Origin of the sequence: Pseudomonas sp. RW407, from assembly GCF_003176655.1 — a bacterium.
GTDB lineage: Bacteria > Pseudomonadota > Gammaproteobacteria > Pseudomonadales > Pseudomonadaceae > Pseudomonas > Pseudomonas delhiensis.
Genome location: NZ_QGSL01000107.1, coordinates 985,809 through 1,000,091 on the forward strand (window position 1 = coordinate 985,809; position 14,283 = coordinate 1,000,091).

Below are 14,283 nucleotides of genomic sequence, written 5' to 3' on the forward strand. Positions count from 1 at the left end.
GCTCAGGCCTCCCCCAGATAGGCTTTGATCACGTCCGGGTTGTCGCGGATCTGCTCCGGGGTACCGTCGGCCAGGGGCGTGCCCTGGTTGATCACGTAGATGTGGTCGGAAATGCTCATCACCAGCTTCATGTCGTGCTCGATCAGCAGCACGGTCACGCCGTGCTCGGCGCGCAGCATGGCGATCAGCGCCTTGAGGTCCTCGGTCTCGCGCGGGTTGAGGCCGGCCGCCGGCTCGTCGAGCATCAGCAGTTGCGGGCGCGTCATCATGCAGCGGGCGATTTCCAGGCGGCGCTGCTGGCCGTAGGCCAGGGTGCCGGCCGGGCGGTTGGCCACGTCCTTCAGGTTGACCACTTCCAGCCAGTGCGCCGCATAGTCCAGCGCCTCGGCCTCGGCACGGCGGAACGCCGGGGTCTTCAGCAGGCCGGCGAAGAAGTTGGTGTTGATGTGCCGGTGCTGGGCGACCAGCAGGTTCTCCACCGCGGTCATTTCCTTGAACAGGCGGACGTTCTGGAAGGTCCGCACCACGCCGCGGTGGGCGATCTTGTGCCCCGGCAGGCCCTGGATGGGCTCGCCGCGCAGCAGGATCTGGCCACCGGTGGGCTGGTAGAAGCCGGTCAGGCAGTTGAACACGGTGGTCTTGCCGGCGCCGTTGGGGCCGATCATCGAGACCACCTGCTTTTCCTCGACCTTGAGCGCGACGCCGTTGACGGCCAGCAGGCCACCGAAGCGCATGGTCAGGCCGGATACTTCAAGAATCGGTCGACTCATTTACGCAACTCCAGGTGCGGGCGCTGCATCGGCAGCAGGCCCTGCGGACGCCAGATCATCATCAGCACCATGATGGCGCCGAACATCAACATGCGGTATTCGCTGAACTCGCGCATCAGCTCGGGCAGCAGGATCATCACCACGGCGGCGAGGATCACGCCCAGCTGCGAGCCCATGCCGCCGAGGACGACGATGGCGAGGATGGTCGCCGACTCGATGAAGGTGAACGACTCCGGGGTCACCAGGCCCTGGCGCGCGGCGAAGAAGCTGCCGGCGAAACCGGCGAAGCAGGCGCCCAGGGTGAAGGCCGAGAGCTTGATCATGGTCGGGTTCAGGCCCAGCGCGCGGCAGGCGATCTCGTCTTCGCGCAGCGCTTCCCAGGCGCGGCCCAGGGGCATGCGCAGCAGGCGGTTGATGACGAACAGCACCAGCAGCACCAGCAGCAGCGCCACCAGGTAGAGGAACACGACCTTGTAGTTCGAGTTGTAGGCGATGCCGAAGAACTCGTGGAAGGTCTGCATGCCCTCGGGGGCGCGGCGCTCGAAGGTCAGCCCGAGCAGGGACGGCTTCTCGATGCCGCTGATGCCGTTGGGGCCGCCGGTGAGGTCGGTGAAGTTGCGCAGCAGCACGCGGATGATCTCGCCGAAGCCCAGGGTCACGATCGCCAGGTAGTCGCCGCGCAGGCGCAGCACCGGGAAACCGAGCAGGAAGCCGAACAGCGCTGCCATCGCCCCGGCGATCGGCAGGCAGGTCCAGAAGCCCAGGCCGTAGTAGTGGGAGAGCAAGGCATAGCTGTAGGCGCCCACGGCGTAGAAGCCGACGTAGCCCAGGTCCAGCAGGCCGGCCAGGCCCACCACGATGTTCAGGCCCAGGCCCAGCAGCACGTAGATCAGCACCAGGGTGGCGATGTCCACCGCGCCGCGCGAGCCCCAGAAGGGCCAGACCAGGGCGACCAGGATCATCAGGACGATCACCTGGCGTTGCACCGAGGGCCGCGTCAGGGAGCGATACAGGAAGTTGTTCTCGCCCAGGTGCAGGGTACGGCCGCGGCTGAGGCTGAAGCGGTCGCGCACCAGTTGCCAGACGAACATGCCCACGGCGCACGCGGCGATGGTCCACAGGGTGGCCGGGCTGACGCCTTCCAGCTGCAGGCCGATGCCGATGACGCTGAGTTTCACCCCGAGGATCGGGTAGGCCACCGCCAGTACCAGCAGGGCGCTGAAGAAGGCCGTCTTGAGTCGCTTGTTCATACCTTCTCCACCTCCGGACGACCGAGCAGACCGGTGGGGCGGAACAGCAGCACCAGGACCAGCAGGCTGAAGGCCACCACGTCCTTGTACTGGTTGCCGAACACGTCGGCGCCGAAGGCTTCGGCCACGCCCAGCACCAGGCCGCCGAGCATGGCGCCGGGGATGCTGCCGATGCCGCCGAGCACCGCGGCGGTGAAGGCCTTGATGCCGGCGAGGAAGCCGATGTTCGGGTTGATCACGCCGTACTGCAGGCCCAGCAGCACCGCGGCCACGGCGGCCAGGGTGGCGCCGATGACGAAGGTCAGGGCGATGATGTTGTTGGTGTTGATCCCCAGCAGGTTGGCCATCTTGATGTCCTCGGCGCAGGCGCGGCAGGCGCGGCCCAGTCGGGAACGGGAGATGAACATGCTCAGGCCGTACATGGCCAGCAGGGTGACGATGAAGATCAGCACCTGCATGTACGAGATGGTCACGCCGGCGTCGCCGCCGAAGACGAAGTTGCCCGGCAGCAGGTTGGGGATGGCCTTGTCCTTGGAATCCTGGGCGAGCAGGACCTCGTTCTGCAGGAAGATCGACATGCCGATGGCGGAGATCAGCGGGATCAGCCGGTTGCTGCCGCGCAGCGGCCGGTAGGCGATCCGTTCGATGCTGTAGCCGTAGGCACTGGTGACGATGATGGCGGCGGCGAAGGTGCAGAAGATGACGATCGGCAGGCTGACGATCCCCATCATGGCCAGGCCGGTGATCACGATGAAGGCTACGTACGAGCCGATCATGTAGACCTCGCCATGGGCGAAGTTGATCATGCCGATGATGCCATAGACCATGGTGTAGCCGATGGCGATCAGGGCATAGGTGCTGCCAACGGTCAGGCCGTTGATCAGCTGTTGCAGGTAGTGATAGAGCTCAGGCATCACCTAACTCCTCGGGCGTCGCGTGAAGCGGCGCTTGTGGCGCGACGGACCCCCGGAATACGCGGAATAAACAAAGCCCACTGCTGGTGCAGTGGGCTCTGGACTCAGGCGGCAGACCTTATTTGACTTCGGTCTTGGTGCCGTCCTTGTGCCACTGGTAGACCACGAAGTTGAAGTTCTTCAGGTCGCCCTTCTCGTCGAAGGCCAGGGCACCGGTGGGGGTGTCGAAGGTATTGGCGCGCAGGGCGGCGGCGACCTTGTCGGTGTCCTCGCTGCCGGCTTTCTTGATGCTGTCGGCGATGACCTGCACGGCGGCGTAGGCCGGGAACACGAACGGGCCGCTCGGGTCCTGGTTCTTGGCCTTGAAGGCGGCGACCAGGGCCTGGTTCTTCGGATCCTGGTCGAAGGATTTCGGCAGGGTCACGTAGAGGCCTTCGGAAGCCGGGCCGGCAATTGCGGAAATTTCCTTGTTGCCCACGCCTTCCGGACCCATGAAGCCGACCTTCAGGCCCTTCTCGGAGGTCTGGCGCAGCAGCAGGCCCAGTTCCGGGTGGTAGCCGCCGTAGTAGACGAAGTCGACGTTGGCCTGCTTGAGCTTGGCGATCAGCGAGGAGAAGTCCTTGTCGCCGGCGTTGATGCCTTCGAAGACGGCGACTTTCACGCCGGCGTTTTCCAGGGTCTTCTTGACCGCGGTGGCGATGCCTTCGCCGTACTGCTGCTTGTCGTGGATGACGGCGACGATCTTCGGCTTGACGTGCTCGGCGATGAACTTGCCGGCGGTCGGGCCCTGCATGTTGTCCAGGCCGATGGTGCGGAAGATCAGCTTGTAGCCGCGGCTGGTGATGTCCGGGCTGGTGGAGGCCGGGGAGATCATCAGGACGCCTTCGTCCTCGTAGATGTCCGATGCCGGTTGAGTGGAGCTGGAGCACAGGTGGCCGACGACGAACTTGACGCCATCGTTGACGATCTTGTTGGCGACCGCCACGGCCTGCTTCGGATCGCAGGCGTCATCGTAGACCACGCCTTCGAGCTGCTTGCCGTCGACGCCACCGGCCTTGTTGATCTGTTCGATGGCCATCTTGGCGCCGACGAACTCCATCTCCCCGTACTGGGCGACCGCGCCGGTCACCGGACCGGCCAGGGCGATCTTGATGGTATCGGCGGCCATCGAATAGCTGGCGACGCCGGCCAGGGCCATGGCGGTCAACAGTTGGGAAAGACGTTGAGTACCCTTTTTCATAATGCTCCACTCATTCTTGTGTTTTCGTTCTTGTGATTCGTGGCCGCGGTTCGCCGGGTTCTGCGCCCGGGGCGGAATCCGCCGGCAACTGTACCGGTACAGTGTAGAGTGCCGCTTCGCCGCTTGAAAAGCGGGTGGCGGCGGGGCGTTTCGACCCATGTCGCAAAGACGAAACAAACGTATAGAAAAACGGCGTTGTGCCAGTACCCCTCCTTTGGTCCATCCGCCCCCACGCGGCTCCCGGGAAACTTGCCTGGCGCCGACCGGGCGGTATCATGGCGCCGCCTGATTTCCCGGTGAGTACCATGACTGAACAAACTAGCACCCTCTATGCCAAGCTGCTCGGCGAGACCGCGATGATTTCCTGGCAGGAGCTGCAGCCGTTCTTCGCCCGCGGCGCCCTATTGCAGGTGGCCGAGGCCGTCGACCTGGTGGAGGCCGCGCAGGCCGTGGCCGAGGACGACCGCCAGAAAGTCGCTGCCTGGCTGGCCAGCGGCGGCCTGGCCAGGGTCGACGAGGCTCGCGCCCGCGACTTCCTCGAACGCGACCCGCAGCTGTGGGCGGTGGTGGTGGCGCCCTGGGTGCTGGTCCAGGAGCGTGCGGAAAAAAACCGCCTGCATTGATCCGGGGCCCCTTGCGTTACCCACAGGCGAGCTAGACTTGCGGGACCACTGCAAGGAGGTATGTCATGTTCGAGCCTGGTCACCTGCATCTCCACGCCCTGCCGGGCCTTGACCAGCAAGCGCTGGATATCAACCTGTACTACGAGATTCGCCACGACGCCGGGAAGGGCGCCTATGTCCACTTCACCATGGACGGCAGCATCGACGGCAATGCCTTCAAGGAAGAGTTCGACATGCCCAAGGACCAGGCCTTCAACTTCGCCAGCGACGCCACCCGCATCGCCCAGAAGCATGGCCTGCACCCGCGCTTCGGGCCCATCGTGCGCATCCACAAGGAATACGACGCGATGTTCGAGGACATCCGCGTCAAGCTGGGGACCCACCCGGGGGACCCGGTGGACCTGGACAAGGTGATCCATGGCGACGAGTGAGCCCTGATACGAAGAAGCCCGGCAGATGCCGGGTTTTTTCATGCGTGTGAAGCGGAGGTTTCTGTCTCAGGGACGAGAGAAACCCAGCAGCCTTGCATTATGGCCAGTGCTGGGCTTCTTCATTTCCGGACAGCGATGGCTACCCAAGTGACGATCGTTTCGCCTGAAGGAACAGCAGGCTCCTACATCCCTTGACGTATTCGGGCGATTCTTTCCTGAGGTTTGTACGACCAACCTAGGCATCACTCTTCCCACCGCCGTGGTTTTCCGGAAGTGGGAGCGGATGGATTGCTCAGGTGATGCAGGCATGCCCGTTTATTGCTCGTTCGAACTCAATGGCAAGCTCTTCAGTGATCTGGAGTGTGGTGGGGTGGGGCGATTTCCGGCCTTTTCCGGTGACAGCGCGACTCGCAACGACCCGAGATTCGTTTCCCGGGTGGACGAAGGCCCTCTGCCCAGGGGGCGTTACTACATATTCGATCGCCAGTCCGGTGGACGTCTCGGCTGGCTATACAACAAGGCAAGCCGTGTATTCGGCGTCGATCAGGAGCGCTGGTTTTCGTTCTACAGGGATGACGAGGTGATTGATGACTGGACGTTTGTCCGGCACATCCGTCGAGGCAATTTCAGATTGCATCCGATAGGCCCTGGCGCACTTAGCAAGGGGTGTGTGGTGTTGCAATACCAGGTTCAGTTCGATTGGCTATCGGCGGCTTTGAAATGTACTTTGCCGATGGTGCTTGCCGATGGAAGTCGTGCCTATGGCGTGCTGCAGGTAAGATGAAAAAGACAGCTCTCGTCCTTCTGTATATCGCTGCTACTGCAGGTCTCACTTATTTCTTCGCGCCCTTTGTGGGGGGCATCCTGTATCGCCCGTTGCCCGTGAAGGCATTGGATTGGGCAAGCGGTGCGCTGGGCCTGCATGGGATGGAGAGCTTCGTGAACCTCCATGCCACCGTGGCCTTTGCCGTGTCTCTGCTATTGGCCATGTTCGCCATGCGATATGTGAGACGCATTGCCCATCTGCTGTATCTGCTCTGGAAATACCGCTCCCGCTGATGCGCCACTTCGATGGTTGGTGTGCCGGGGTCCTCCTACGAAGAGCACCTCGGCGCGAATAGAAAATAACGTAGGAGCAACTGTCTTCTGGGCTCCCTCGTTCGCGGGAGTGACTGGATCGAAATTCGTGTCTCCCATGTCGCCCCATTGTAGGAGCGGGCCCTGCCCGCGAATCGCGCGCAGGGCGCGCTCCTACAGGTGGGACAGCGGTGGCGGGGTAGGATCTCATTCGCGAATCGCACCGATATTTCCGGCTATCGCGGAAAAGTTCGGTGGGAATGCCATGTCTCACAGCAACCTGTAGGAGCGGACTCCATCCGCGATTGGATTCATTGGCGACGCCGGACTATCCCGGCGTCAACCCAACCCCAATGCCACCGACAACCCCATTCACCGGCACGGCTCAGGCGCTGACCCACCGCTGCCGCGCCCAGGCGCTGAGGCTGTCGACGCCCAGCACCAGCACCAGCATGGCGAGGATCACCGTGGCTGCCTGGGCCTGCTGGAACAGGCTGAGGCTGAAGTAGAGCATCTGCCCCAGGCCGCCGGCGCCGACGAAGCCGAGCACGCTGGCCATGCGGATGTTGTTCTCCCAGCGGTAGAGGATGTAGGCCACCAGTTGTGGCCAGACCGCCGGCAGGGTGCCGTAGGCGAAGGCCGCGACCCGCCCGCTGCCGCCCAGGCGCAGGGCCTCGGCAGGTTCCGCCGGGGTGTTTTCCAGGGCCTCGGCGAACAGCCGGCCGAGCACGCCGCCGGTGTGCAGGGCCAGGGCCAGGGTGCCGGCGTTCGGGCCCAGGCCGGCGGCCAGCACCATCAGCGCGCCCCACACCAGTTCCGGCACCGCGCGCAGGGCGTTGAGAACGAAGCGCGCCAGGCTCTGCGCGGCGGCGCCGAAGCGGCCGGCGGCCGGCAGGGCGAAGAGCATGCCCAGCAGCGCCGCGAGCAGCGTGCCCAGGGCCGACATGGCGAGGGTTTCCAGGGCGCCGCGGCCCACCGCCCGCAGGTGCGTGGCGGACAGGTCCGGCGGGAAGAAGTCGCGGGCGTAGCCGAGCATCTGGCGCAGGCCTTCGCCGCTGAGCAGGCCGTCGCTGTCGATCTGCAGGTAGACGAAGGAGGCCGCCACCGCGGCCAGGATCGCCAGGCTCCAGCCCAGGCTGCGCAGCAGGCCTGCGCGGGCGCGGTTCATTCCAGCCTCCGGCGCAGGAAGCGGCTGAGCTGGTCGGCGCCCAGCACCAGCAGCAGGAAGGTCAGCAGGATGCTGGCCACCTCGCCGCCGGCGAACATGCGCAGCGACAGGTCGACCTGCTGGCCGAGCCCGCCGGCGCCGACGAAGCCCATGACCACCGAGGCGCGGATCGCGCATTCCCAGCGGTACACGGTGTAGGAAATCATCTCGCTCGCCGCCTGGGGCAGCAGGCCGTAGGCGAAGGCGCCCAGGCGCGAGCCGCCGCCCAGCAGCAGGGCGCGGGTGGGGCGCGGGTCCACCGACTCGAAGATTTCCGCGTAGACCTTGCCGAGCATGCCGCCGTAGGTGATGGCGATGGCCATGACACCCGCCGTTGGGCCCAGGCCGACGGCGCGGACGAACAGCAGCGCCCAGACGATCTCCGGGATGCTGCGCAGCACGATCAGCAGCAGCCGCACCGGCCAGCGCAGGGCGCGTGCCCACCAGGCCGGCAGGCCGCCGCGGGGCAGGGCGGACAGCGACAGCGCGCGGGTGGCCAGCAGGGCCGCGGGGAAGGCGATCAGCCAGGCCAGGGCCATGCCGGCGGTGGCGATGGCCAGGGTTTCCAGGGTGGCGCGGCCGAGGATGGCGAGGAACTCGGCGTCGTGGGCCGGCGGCCAGAAGCCGGCGAGGAAGCCGGCCATGGTGCGGGCGTTGTCGCCGCTGAACAGGCCGGGGATGTCCAGCTCGCTCAGGCGCACGCCGGGCCACAGCAGGGCCAGGGCCAGCAGGGTCAGCAGCAGCCGCGGCAGGGCGGCGGGGTCGCGGGGTTTCAGCATCGCGGGATCTGCACCACGTGCAGCGGCTCGACCGGCGCCGGGGCATCCACGCTCAACTGCTCGTTGGCGTAGAGCTGCCGCAGGTCGTCCGGGCTTACGCTGGCGGACGGCTTGTCGAAGGCGATGCGGCCATCGCGCAGGCCGACGATGCGCGGGAAGTGCGCCAGGGCCAGTTCCACCGCGTGCAGGCTGGCCAGCAGGGTCAGGCCGCGGGCGTCGGCTTCGTGGGTGAGCTGGGCGAGGGTGTGCCCGGCGAGCACCGGGTCCATGGCCGAGACCGGCTCGTCGGCCAGCAGCAGTTCCGGCTGCTGGTACAACGCGCGGGCGATGCCGATACGCTGCAGCTGGCCGCCGGAAAGCTGGTCGCAGCGCTGGAACAGCTTGTCGCCCAGGTCCAGGCGCTGCAGGGCGGCGAGGGCGCCGTCGATGTCCAGCGGGTAGACCAGGCTGGCCAGGCTCTTCCACAGCGGCCACTGGCCGAGGCGCCCGGCCAGTACGGCGTTGACCACCCGCTGCCGCGGTGGCAGTGGTGGCGCCTGGTGGATCAGGCCGATGCGCGCGCGCAGGCGCTGGCGGGCCCGGCTGCCCAGGCGCCAGGGCTGGCTGCCGAGCAGTTCGATCTCGCCGTGGCTGGGTTTCAGGGCGGTGGCCAGCACGCGCAGCAGGGTGGTCTTGCCGGCGCCCGAGGGGCCGATGATCGCCACCCGCTCGCCGGCCTCGACACGCAGGTCGATGCCGGCGAGGGCGCGCTGGCCATTGGCGTGGAGGTGCTCCACGCCGGTCAGGCGCAGGCTCACTTCAACAGGCCGGCGGCGCGGGCCGACTCCTCGATGCCCTTGTAGTTCTCGGGCTTGGTCTCGATGAAGCGGCTGGCCGCCTGCAGGTCGAGGATGGCCTTGTCGCGCGGCTTGCTCGGATCCAGGTCGAGGAAGGCCTGCTTGATCTTCTCGGCCAGGGCCGGGTCGAGATTGCCGCGCACGGTCCAGTTGTAGTCGTAGTAGGTCGGGGTGGTGGCGAAGACCTTCACCTTGTCGGTGTCGACCTTGCCGGCGTCCACCAGCTTCTGCCAGACCGAGGCGTTGAGCACGCCGGCGTCCACCTTGCCGGCCTGGACCCAGGCCACGGTGGCGTCGTGGGCGCCGGAGTAGGCCACGCGGGAGAAGAACTGCTCGGGCACTATGCCGTCCTTCTGCATGAAGTAGCGCGGCATCAGGCTGCCGGAGGTGGAAGACACCGAGCCGAAGGCGAAGGTCTTGCCCTTGAGGTCCTGCAGCGACTTCACGCTGGCGTCGGCGGTGATGAATTTGCTGGTGAACTGCTGGTCCTGCTCGCGCTGCACCAACGGGATGGCGTTGCCGGTCTTCAGGCGCGCCTGGACGAAGGTGAAGCCGCCCAGCCAGGCCATGTCCAGGCGGTCGGCGGCCAGCGCCTCGACCACCCCGGCGTAGTCGGACACCGGGATGAACTTCACCGGCATGCCCAGGCGTTCCTGCAGGTATTCGCCCAGCGGCTTGAACTTGCGCAGCAGCTCGGTGGGGGCTTCGTCGGGGATTGCCGAGACCTTCAGTTCCTTGAGGGTGTCGGCCTGGGTGAGGCTGGCGGAAAGGGACAGCGCAAAGCAGGCGGCGAGCGCCAGGGTGCGTTTCAGCATGGGAGCAGTCTCCGGTTCAATAGCGGAAAAAGCCTGGGAAGTATAGTGGCGGTCTGCCGGTGCGCGTGGAAATGACCACGGCGGCGGGCTCGCAGGCTCGGCGAAGGCGCTGGTGGGCGGTAAGATGGCCGCCCCCGTGCCCGCCATTTTGCCCGACAGGAGTCGTCCATGTCTGCCTTGCCCTCCATCGCCTTCGCCGGCCTCGGCCTGATGGGCGTGCCCATGAGCCGCCGGCTGCTCGCCGCCGGCTACCCGCTGAGCGTGTGGAACCGCTCCGCCGCCAAGCGCGAGCTGCTGGCCGGGGAGGGGGCCCACGCAGTGGCCAGCCCTGCCGAGCTGTGCGCGGAAGCCGAGATCGTCATGCTGTGTCTGGCCGACACCGCCGCCGTGCGCGAGGTGGTGTTCGGCCCCGGCGGCATCGTCGAAGGGGCGAAGCCCGGCCAACTGCTGGTGGACTTCTCCAGCCTGGAGCCGGCCGCCACCCGCGAGATGGCCGCCGAGCTGGAGGCGCGCAGCGGCATGCGCTGGGTCGACGCGCCGGTTTCCGGCGGCACGCCGGGCGCCGAGGCCGGCACCCTGGCGATCATGGCCGGCGGCCGGGTGGACGACATCGAGCGCATCCGCCCCGTTCTCGCCCACCTCGGCCAGCGCCTGACGCGCATGGGCGAGGTCGGCGCCGGCCAGGTGACCAAGGTGTGCAACCAGATGATCGTCGCCTGCAACGCCCTGGTGATCGCCGAAGTGGTGGCCCTGGCGGAGAGCGCCGGGGTCGACGCCAGCCTGATCGCCCCGGCCCTGGCCGGCGGCTTCGCCGACTCCAGGCCCTTGCAGATCCTCGCCCCGCAGATGGCCGAGAGCCGCTTCGAGCCCATCAAGTGGCACGTGCGCACCCTGCTCAAGGACCTGGATACCGCGGTGAAGCTGTCTCGCGAACAGGGCTCGGCCACGCCCATGAGCGGCCTGGCCGCGCAACTGATGCGCCTGCACGGCAGCCAGGGCCACCTGGAGCACGACCCGGCCACCCTGGTCGAGCAGTACCGCCAACCCCGCGATTGAGGACGCCGCCATGCCGATCTGCGCCAACCTGTCCCTGCTGTTCACCGAGCTGCCGCTGCTGGAGCGCGTGCGCGCCGCCGCCGAGGCCGGCTTCGCCGGGGTGGAGGTCCAGTTTCCCTACGAGGTGCCGGCCGAGGCACTGCAGGCCGAGCTGCAGCGCAGCGGCCTGCCGCTGGTGCTGTTCAACCTGCCGGCCGGCGACCTGATGCAGGGCGGCGCCGGGGTGGCCGCGGTGCCGGGGCGCGAGGCGCAGTTCGCCGCCGGGCTGCGCCAGGCCCTGGACTACGCCGAGGTGCTGCGCCCGCAGAAGATCAACGTGCTGGCCGGGCGCCTGGCCGAGGGCGTCGAACGCGAGCAGGCGCTGGCGCTGCTCGCCGAACACCTGGGGCAGGCCGCCGAGGCCTTCGCCGGGCGCGGCATCGCGGTGCTGATGGAGGCGATCAACCTGCACGACATGCCCGGTTTCCTGCTCAACACTCCGCAGCACCTGCTGGACATGCTGGCGCGCGTCGGCCACCCGAACCTGGCGGCGCAGCTGGACTTCTACCACATGGCGCGCATGGGCCTGGACCTGGCGGAATGCGTGCGCCAGCTGCAAGGGCATATCGGCCACGTGCAGTTCGCCGACGCCCCGGGGCGCGGCGAGCCGGGCAGCGGCGAACTGGACTTCGCGCCGGCGCTGGCGGCGCTGCGGGCCCAGGGCTACGACGGCTGGCTGGGCGCCGAATACCGTCCGCAGGGCGTCACCGCCGCAGGCCTGGGCTGGCTGCCGGCCTGGCGGGAGCGCCTGCGCCCGGCCTGAGCCGACAAACGTTGTATCGATTCAGTGGCGAATTTGACACTTTTTTGACTAACTGATCAGTAGATTCGGCCCGCCCGCCGGGGACGGCGGGCTTTTCCGTTTTCCGCTGTACCGTCAAGGAGTGCCTCGATGTCCGAGGGCAACCGTCGCCTGCTACCCACGATCAGTTCCAACCGCCTGGTGCTGCTGTTTTCCCTGGCCCTGGTGCTGTTCTACAACCTCGCCACCTGGAAGGCGCTGGACGGCCTGGTGCCGTTGCAGGGGGCGTACCGCATCGCCTTCTTCGCGTCCTTCGGCGTCTTCCTCTGGGCCGCCTTCACCCTGCTGCTGACCCTGGTGTCCTTCCGCCTGCTGCTCAAGCCGGTGCTGACCCTGGTGGCGCTGTGCTCGGCGGCGGCGGCCTACTTCATGAACAGCTATGGCATCACCATCGACACGGTGATGGTGCAGAACGTCTTCGAGACCAACCCGGGCGAGGCCGAGGCGCTGTTCAGCGGCCGGCTGGTGGCCTACCTGCTGCTGCTCGGGGCGTTGCCGTCGGCGCTGGTCTGGGCGCTGCCGGTGGCCTACAAGCCCTTCCTGCGCGGGCTGCTGAACAAGGTGCTGGTGGTGTTCGCCTGCGTGGCCGCGGTGGCGGTCATGGTGGGCGGCTTCTATTCCACCTATGCGCCCATCTTCCGCGAGGAAGACAAGCTGACCCACTTCATCAACCCGACCAACTACATCTACGCCGTGAGCAAGTACGGCAAGCAGCGCCTGGGCATCAAGAAGGCCGAGTTGGTGGTGCAGAAGATCGGCGAGGACGCGGTGCAGGGCGCCAAGGCCTCGCAGCGGGCGAAGAAGTCGCTGTTCGTCTTCGTGGTCGGCGAGACCGCGCGGGCCGACCACTTCTCCCTCAACGGCTACGCCCGGCAGACCAACCCGGAACTGGCGAAGCTGGACATCCTCAACTTCACCCAGGTGCACTCCTGCGGTACCTCCACCGCGGTGTCGGTGCCCTGCATGTTCTCCAAGTTCCCCCGCGAGGACTACAGCGACAAGAAGGGGAAGACCTACGAGAGCCTGCTGGACGTGCTGCAGCGCGCCGGCCTGCAGGTGCTCTGGCTGGACAACAACAGCGACTGCAAGGGCACCTGCCTGCGCGTGCCGCACCGCGACATCCCGAAGAACCAGCCCGGTCCCTTCTGCGACGGCAACCGCTGCCTGGACGAGGCCCTGCTGCAGGACCTGCAGGCGTACATCGACGGCCTGAAGGACAACGCCATCATCGTCCTGCATGCCGACGGCAGCCACGGCCCGGAGTACTACGACCGCTACCCGGCGGACATGGAGCGCTTCAAGCCGGTGTGCCGCACCAACCAGCTGGGTAGCTGCTCGAAGGACGAGCTGGTGAACGTCTACGACAACACCATCCTCTACACCGACTTCTTCCTGGCGAAGGTCATCGAGCTGCTGAACAAGAACAGCGACAGGTACGACACCTCGATGCTCTACGTCTCCGACCACGGCGAGTCGCTGGGCGAGAACGGCGTGTACCTGCACGCCGCGCCCTACGCCATCGCCCCGGCGGCGCAGACCCACGTGCCCATGGTGATGTGGTTCGGCCCCTCGACCCTGCGCGACCTGGGCATCGACCGTGGCTGCCTGGCCGGCAAGCGCGACGAGCAGGGCCTGAGCCATGACAACCTGTTCCACTCGGTGCTCGGCCTGATGGACGTGCGCACCAGCCTGTACCAGCCCGGCCTGGATATCTTCCACTCCTGCCGCGGCAATGCCGTGGCGGCGGGTGAATGACGCCGATGCTTTCGTAGGAGCGAGCTTGCTCGCGAACAGAGTCCGCAGTGGGGCTCGTTCGCGAGCAAGCTCGCTCCTACAGGGTGGGGGCAGGCGAAAAAAGGCCGTGCGAGGCGCCCCGCACGGCCTTTTTCATTGGGGTTGGACTTACTTGTCGCGAACCAGCAGCACCGGGCGGTTGCTGACGCGCAGCAGGCCCTCGGCCACGCTGCCCAGCATCAGCCGGCGTACGCCGCGGCGGCCATGGGTGCCCATGACGATCAGATCGGACTTGGCGTCCTCGGCCTCGAGCTCGATGCGCTCGGCGACTTCCTCGCTGGCGCGCTCCTGGCAGACCCGGTCGAACTTCACCTTGACCTTGTCGCCCACCAGCTCGCGGGCCTTGGCCAGCACGTCGTCGGCGGCCTTCAGCGCGGCTTCGCGCAGCGGCTCGGGGTTGTAGTAGACGGCATAGTCGGGCAGATGGCGCAGCGGGCTGTCGACGATGGTGATGACGCGCAGCTCGCCGCCGGTCAGCTGGGCCAGCTTGACCGCCTCGCCCAGTGCGCGGTCCGAAACCGGGCTGCCGTCCACTGCTACCAGAATGCGCTCGTACATGATGTATCCCTCAATGAGTGGCTTGGTGGGAAAACTCTAGCTCTCCCCGGGGTGGATTCCCTTGCGCAGCGTCAATAGTAGACGGTGGGGGC

General features: G+C 66.8%; 16 protein-coding genes. 7 read left to right on the forward strand and 9 right to left on the reverse strand.

Going from position 1 to position 14,283, the window contains the following annotated elements; all coding sequences use genetic code 11:
- Positions 1-2: 2 nt before the first annotated feature.
- The 4 genes from livG to DK254_RS28595 all read right to left on the reverse strand — a co-directional run bounded on the left by livG (position 3) and on the right by DK254_RS28595 (position 4,174).
- Positions 3-770 carry a high-affinity branched-chain amino acid ABC transporter ATP-binding protein LivG gene (gene livG / locus DK254_RS28580; protein ID WP_109936524.1) on the reverse strand — a complete coding sequence of 256 codons (768 nt, stop codon included), beginning with the start codon at positions 768-770 and terminating at the stop codon, positions 3-5.
- Entirely contained in the window at positions 767-2,020 is a 1,254-nt protein-coding gene (locus DK254_RS28585) for a high-affinity branched-chain amino acid ABC transporter permease LivM (RefSeq protein ID WP_109936525.1), read from the reverse strand. Before DK254_RS28585 ends, livG begins: the two co-directional genes overlap by 4 nt.
- On the reverse strand, positions 2,017-2,934 hold the full coding sequence (gene livH, locus DK254_RS28590) for a high-affinity branched-chain amino acid ABC transporter permease LivH (protein WP_109936526.1): 918 nt from the start codon (positions 2,932-2,934) through the stop codon (positions 2,017-2,019). Before livH ends, DK254_RS28585 begins: the two co-directional genes overlap by 4 nt.
- A 118-nt stretch (positions 2,935-3,052) precedes the next feature.
- Entirely contained in the window at positions 3,053-4,174 is a 1,122-nt protein-coding gene (locus tag DK254_RS28595) for a branched-chain amino acid ABC transporter substrate-binding protein (protein ID WP_109936527.1), read from the reverse strand.
- 305 nt (positions 4,175-4,479) lie between these two features.
- Here DK254_RS28595 and DK254_RS28600 point away from each other — a divergent pair, with 305 nt between their 5' ends.
- The 4 genes from DK254_RS28600 (at position 4,480) to DK254_RS28615 (ending at position 6,287) form a co-directional block, all read left to right on the forward strand.
- Positions 4,480-4,797, forward strand: coding sequence for a DUF2288 domain-containing protein (locus DK254_RS28600; RefSeq protein ID WP_109936528.1), 318 nt, complete (start codon positions 4,480-4,482; stop codon positions 4,795-4,797).
- Positions 4,798-4,862: 65 nt separating this feature from the next.
- On the forward strand, positions 4,863-5,228 hold the full coding sequence (locus DK254_RS28605) for a DUF5064 family protein (protein ID WP_109936529.1): 366 nt from the start codon (positions 4,863-4,865) through the stop codon (positions 5,226-5,228).
- A gap of 307 nt (positions 5,229-5,535) precedes the next feature.
- Positions 5,536-6,012: a DUF2778 domain-containing protein gene (locus tag DK254_RS28610; RefSeq protein ID WP_109936530.1), complete on the forward strand. Its 477-nt coding sequence runs from the start codon at positions 5,536-5,538 to the stop codon at positions 6,010-6,012.
- Positions 6,009-6,287 (forward strand): hypothetical protein, encoded by a 279-nt coding sequence (locus tag DK254_RS28615; protein WP_109936531.1) that lies wholly within the window; start codon positions 6,009-6,011, stop codon positions 6,285-6,287. Before DK254_RS28610 ends, DK254_RS28615 begins: the two co-directional genes overlap by 4 nt.
- A 403-nt stretch (positions 6,288-6,690) precedes the next feature.
- Here the strand turns inward: DK254_RS28615 and phnE are convergent, their stop codons facing one another.
- Genes phnE through DK254_RS28635 form a run of 4 tightly spaced genes read right to left on the reverse strand, consistent with a single transcriptional unit; the run spans position 6,691 to position 9,942 of the window.
- Positions 6,691-7,473 (reverse strand): phosphonate ABC transporter, permease protein PhnE, encoded by a 783-nt coding sequence (gene phnE / locus DK254_RS28620; protein WP_109936532.1) that lies wholly within the window; start codon positions 7,471-7,473, stop codon positions 6,691-6,693.
- Positions 7,470-8,291 (reverse strand): ABC transporter permease, encoded by an 822-nt coding sequence (locus DK254_RS28625; protein WP_109936533.1) that lies wholly within the window; start codon positions 8,289-8,291, stop codon positions 7,470-7,472. The genes phnE and DK254_RS28625 overlap by 4 nt, the downstream gene beginning before the upstream one ends.
- Positions 8,285-9,088 carry a phosphonate ABC transporter ATP-binding protein gene (locus tag DK254_RS28630; RefSeq protein WP_109936534.1) on the reverse strand — a complete coding sequence of 268 codons (804 nt, stop codon included), beginning with the start codon at positions 9,086-9,088 and terminating at the stop codon, positions 8,285-8,287. Before DK254_RS28630 ends, DK254_RS28625 begins: the two co-directional genes overlap by 7 nt.
- On the reverse strand, positions 9,085-9,942 hold the full coding sequence (locus DK254_RS28635; protein WP_109936535.1) for a putative selenate ABC transporter substrate-binding protein: 858 nt from the start codon (positions 9,940-9,942) through the stop codon (positions 9,085-9,087). Before DK254_RS28635 ends, DK254_RS28630 begins: the two co-directional genes overlap by 4 nt.
- 168 nt (positions 9,943-10,110) lie before the next feature.
- Between DK254_RS28635 and DK254_RS28640 the strand changes: the two genes are divergently transcribed.
- The 3 genes from DK254_RS28640 (at position 10,111) to DK254_RS28650 (ending at position 13,594) form a co-directional block, all read left to right on the forward strand.
- Complete coding sequence (locus DK254_RS28640; protein ID WP_109936536.1) at positions 10,111-10,998, forward strand: NAD(P)-dependent oxidoreductase; 888 nt, start codon at positions 10,111-10,113, stop codon at positions 10,996-10,998.
- Positions 10,999-11,008: 10 nt separating this feature from the next.
- Positions 11,009-11,800 (forward strand): hydroxypyruvate isomerase family protein, encoded by a 792-nt coding sequence (locus DK254_RS28645; protein WP_109936537.1) that lies wholly within the window; start codon positions 11,009-11,011, stop codon positions 11,798-11,800.
- A 129-nt stretch (positions 11,801-11,929) separates the two neighbouring features.
- Positions 11,930-13,594: a phosphoethanolamine transferase gene (locus DK254_RS28650; RefSeq protein ID WP_109936538.1), complete on the forward strand. Its 1,665-nt coding sequence runs from the start codon at positions 11,930-11,932 to the stop codon at positions 13,592-13,594.
- A 147-nt stretch (positions 13,595-13,741) separates the two neighbouring features.
- On the opposite strand, the gene DK254_RS28655 is transcribed toward DK254_RS28650, so the two are convergent.
- Positions 13,742-14,191, reverse strand: coding sequence for a universal stress protein (locus DK254_RS28655; protein WP_109936539.1), 450 nt, complete (start codon positions 14,189-14,191; stop codon positions 13,742-13,744).
- Positions 14,192-14,283: the final 92 nt, after the last annotated feature.

What these genes read in the sequence shown, in the direction of transcription:
- livG (WP_109936524.1), bottom strand. Translation starts at nt 770, where the DNA reads ATGAGTCGACCGATTCTTGAAGTATCCGGCCTGACCATGCGCTTCGGT.
- DK254_RS28585 (WP_109936525.1), bottom strand. Translation starts at nt 2,020, where the DNA reads ATGAACAAGCGACTCAAGACGGCCTTCTTCAGCGCCCTGCTGGTACTG.
- livH (WP_109936526.1), bottom strand. Translation starts at nt 2,934, where the DNA reads ATGCCTGAGCTCTATCACTACCTGCAACAGCTGATCAACGGCCTGACC.
- DK254_RS28595 (WP_109936527.1), bottom strand. Translation starts at nt 4,174, where the DNA reads ATGAAAAAGGGTACTCAACGTCTTTCCCAACTGTTGACCGCCATGGCC.
- DK254_RS28600 (WP_109936528.1), top strand. Translation starts at nt 4,480, where the DNA reads ATGACTGAACAAACTAGCACCCTCTATGCCAAGCTGCTCGGCGAGACC.
- DK254_RS28605 (WP_109936529.1), top strand. Translation starts at nt 4,863, where the DNA reads ATGTTCGAGCCTGGTCACCTGCATCTCCACGCCCTGCCGGGCCTTGAC.
- DK254_RS28610 (WP_109936530.1), top strand. Translation starts at nt 5,536, where the DNA reads ATGCCCGTTTATTGCTCGTTCGAACTCAATGGCAAGCTCTTCAGTGAT.
- DK254_RS28615 (WP_109936531.1), top strand. Translation starts at nt 6,009, where the DNA reads ATGAAAAAGACAGCTCTCGTCCTTCTGTATATCGCTGCTACTGCAGGT.
- phnE (WP_109936532.1), bottom strand. Translation starts at nt 7,473, where the DNA reads ATGAACCGCGCCCGCGCAGGCCTGCTGCGCAGCCTGGGCTGGAGCCTG.
- DK254_RS28625 (WP_109936533.1), bottom strand. Translation starts at nt 8,291, where the DNA reads ATGCTGAAACCCCGCGACCCCGCCGCCCTGCCGCGGCTGCTGCTGACC.
- DK254_RS28635 (WP_109936535.1), bottom strand. Translation starts at nt 9,942, where the DNA reads ATGCTGAAACGCACCCTGGCGCTCGCCGCCTGCTTTGCGCTGTCCCTT.
- DK254_RS28640 (WP_109936536.1), top strand. Translation starts at nt 10,111, where the DNA reads ATGTCTGCCTTGCCCTCCATCGCCTTCGCCGGCCTCGGCCTGATGGGC.
- DK254_RS28645 (WP_109936537.1), top strand. Translation starts at nt 11,009, where the DNA reads ATGCCGATCTGCGCCAACCTGTCCCTGCTGTTCACCGAGCTGCCGCTG.
- DK254_RS28650 (WP_109936538.1), top strand. Translation starts at nt 11,930, where the DNA reads ATGTCCGAGGGCAACCGTCGCCTGCTACCCACGATCAGTTCCAACCGC.
- DK254_RS28655 (WP_109936539.1), bottom strand. Translation starts at nt 14,191, where the DNA reads ATGTACGAGCGCATTCTGGTAGCAGTGGACGGCAGCCCGGTTTCGGAC.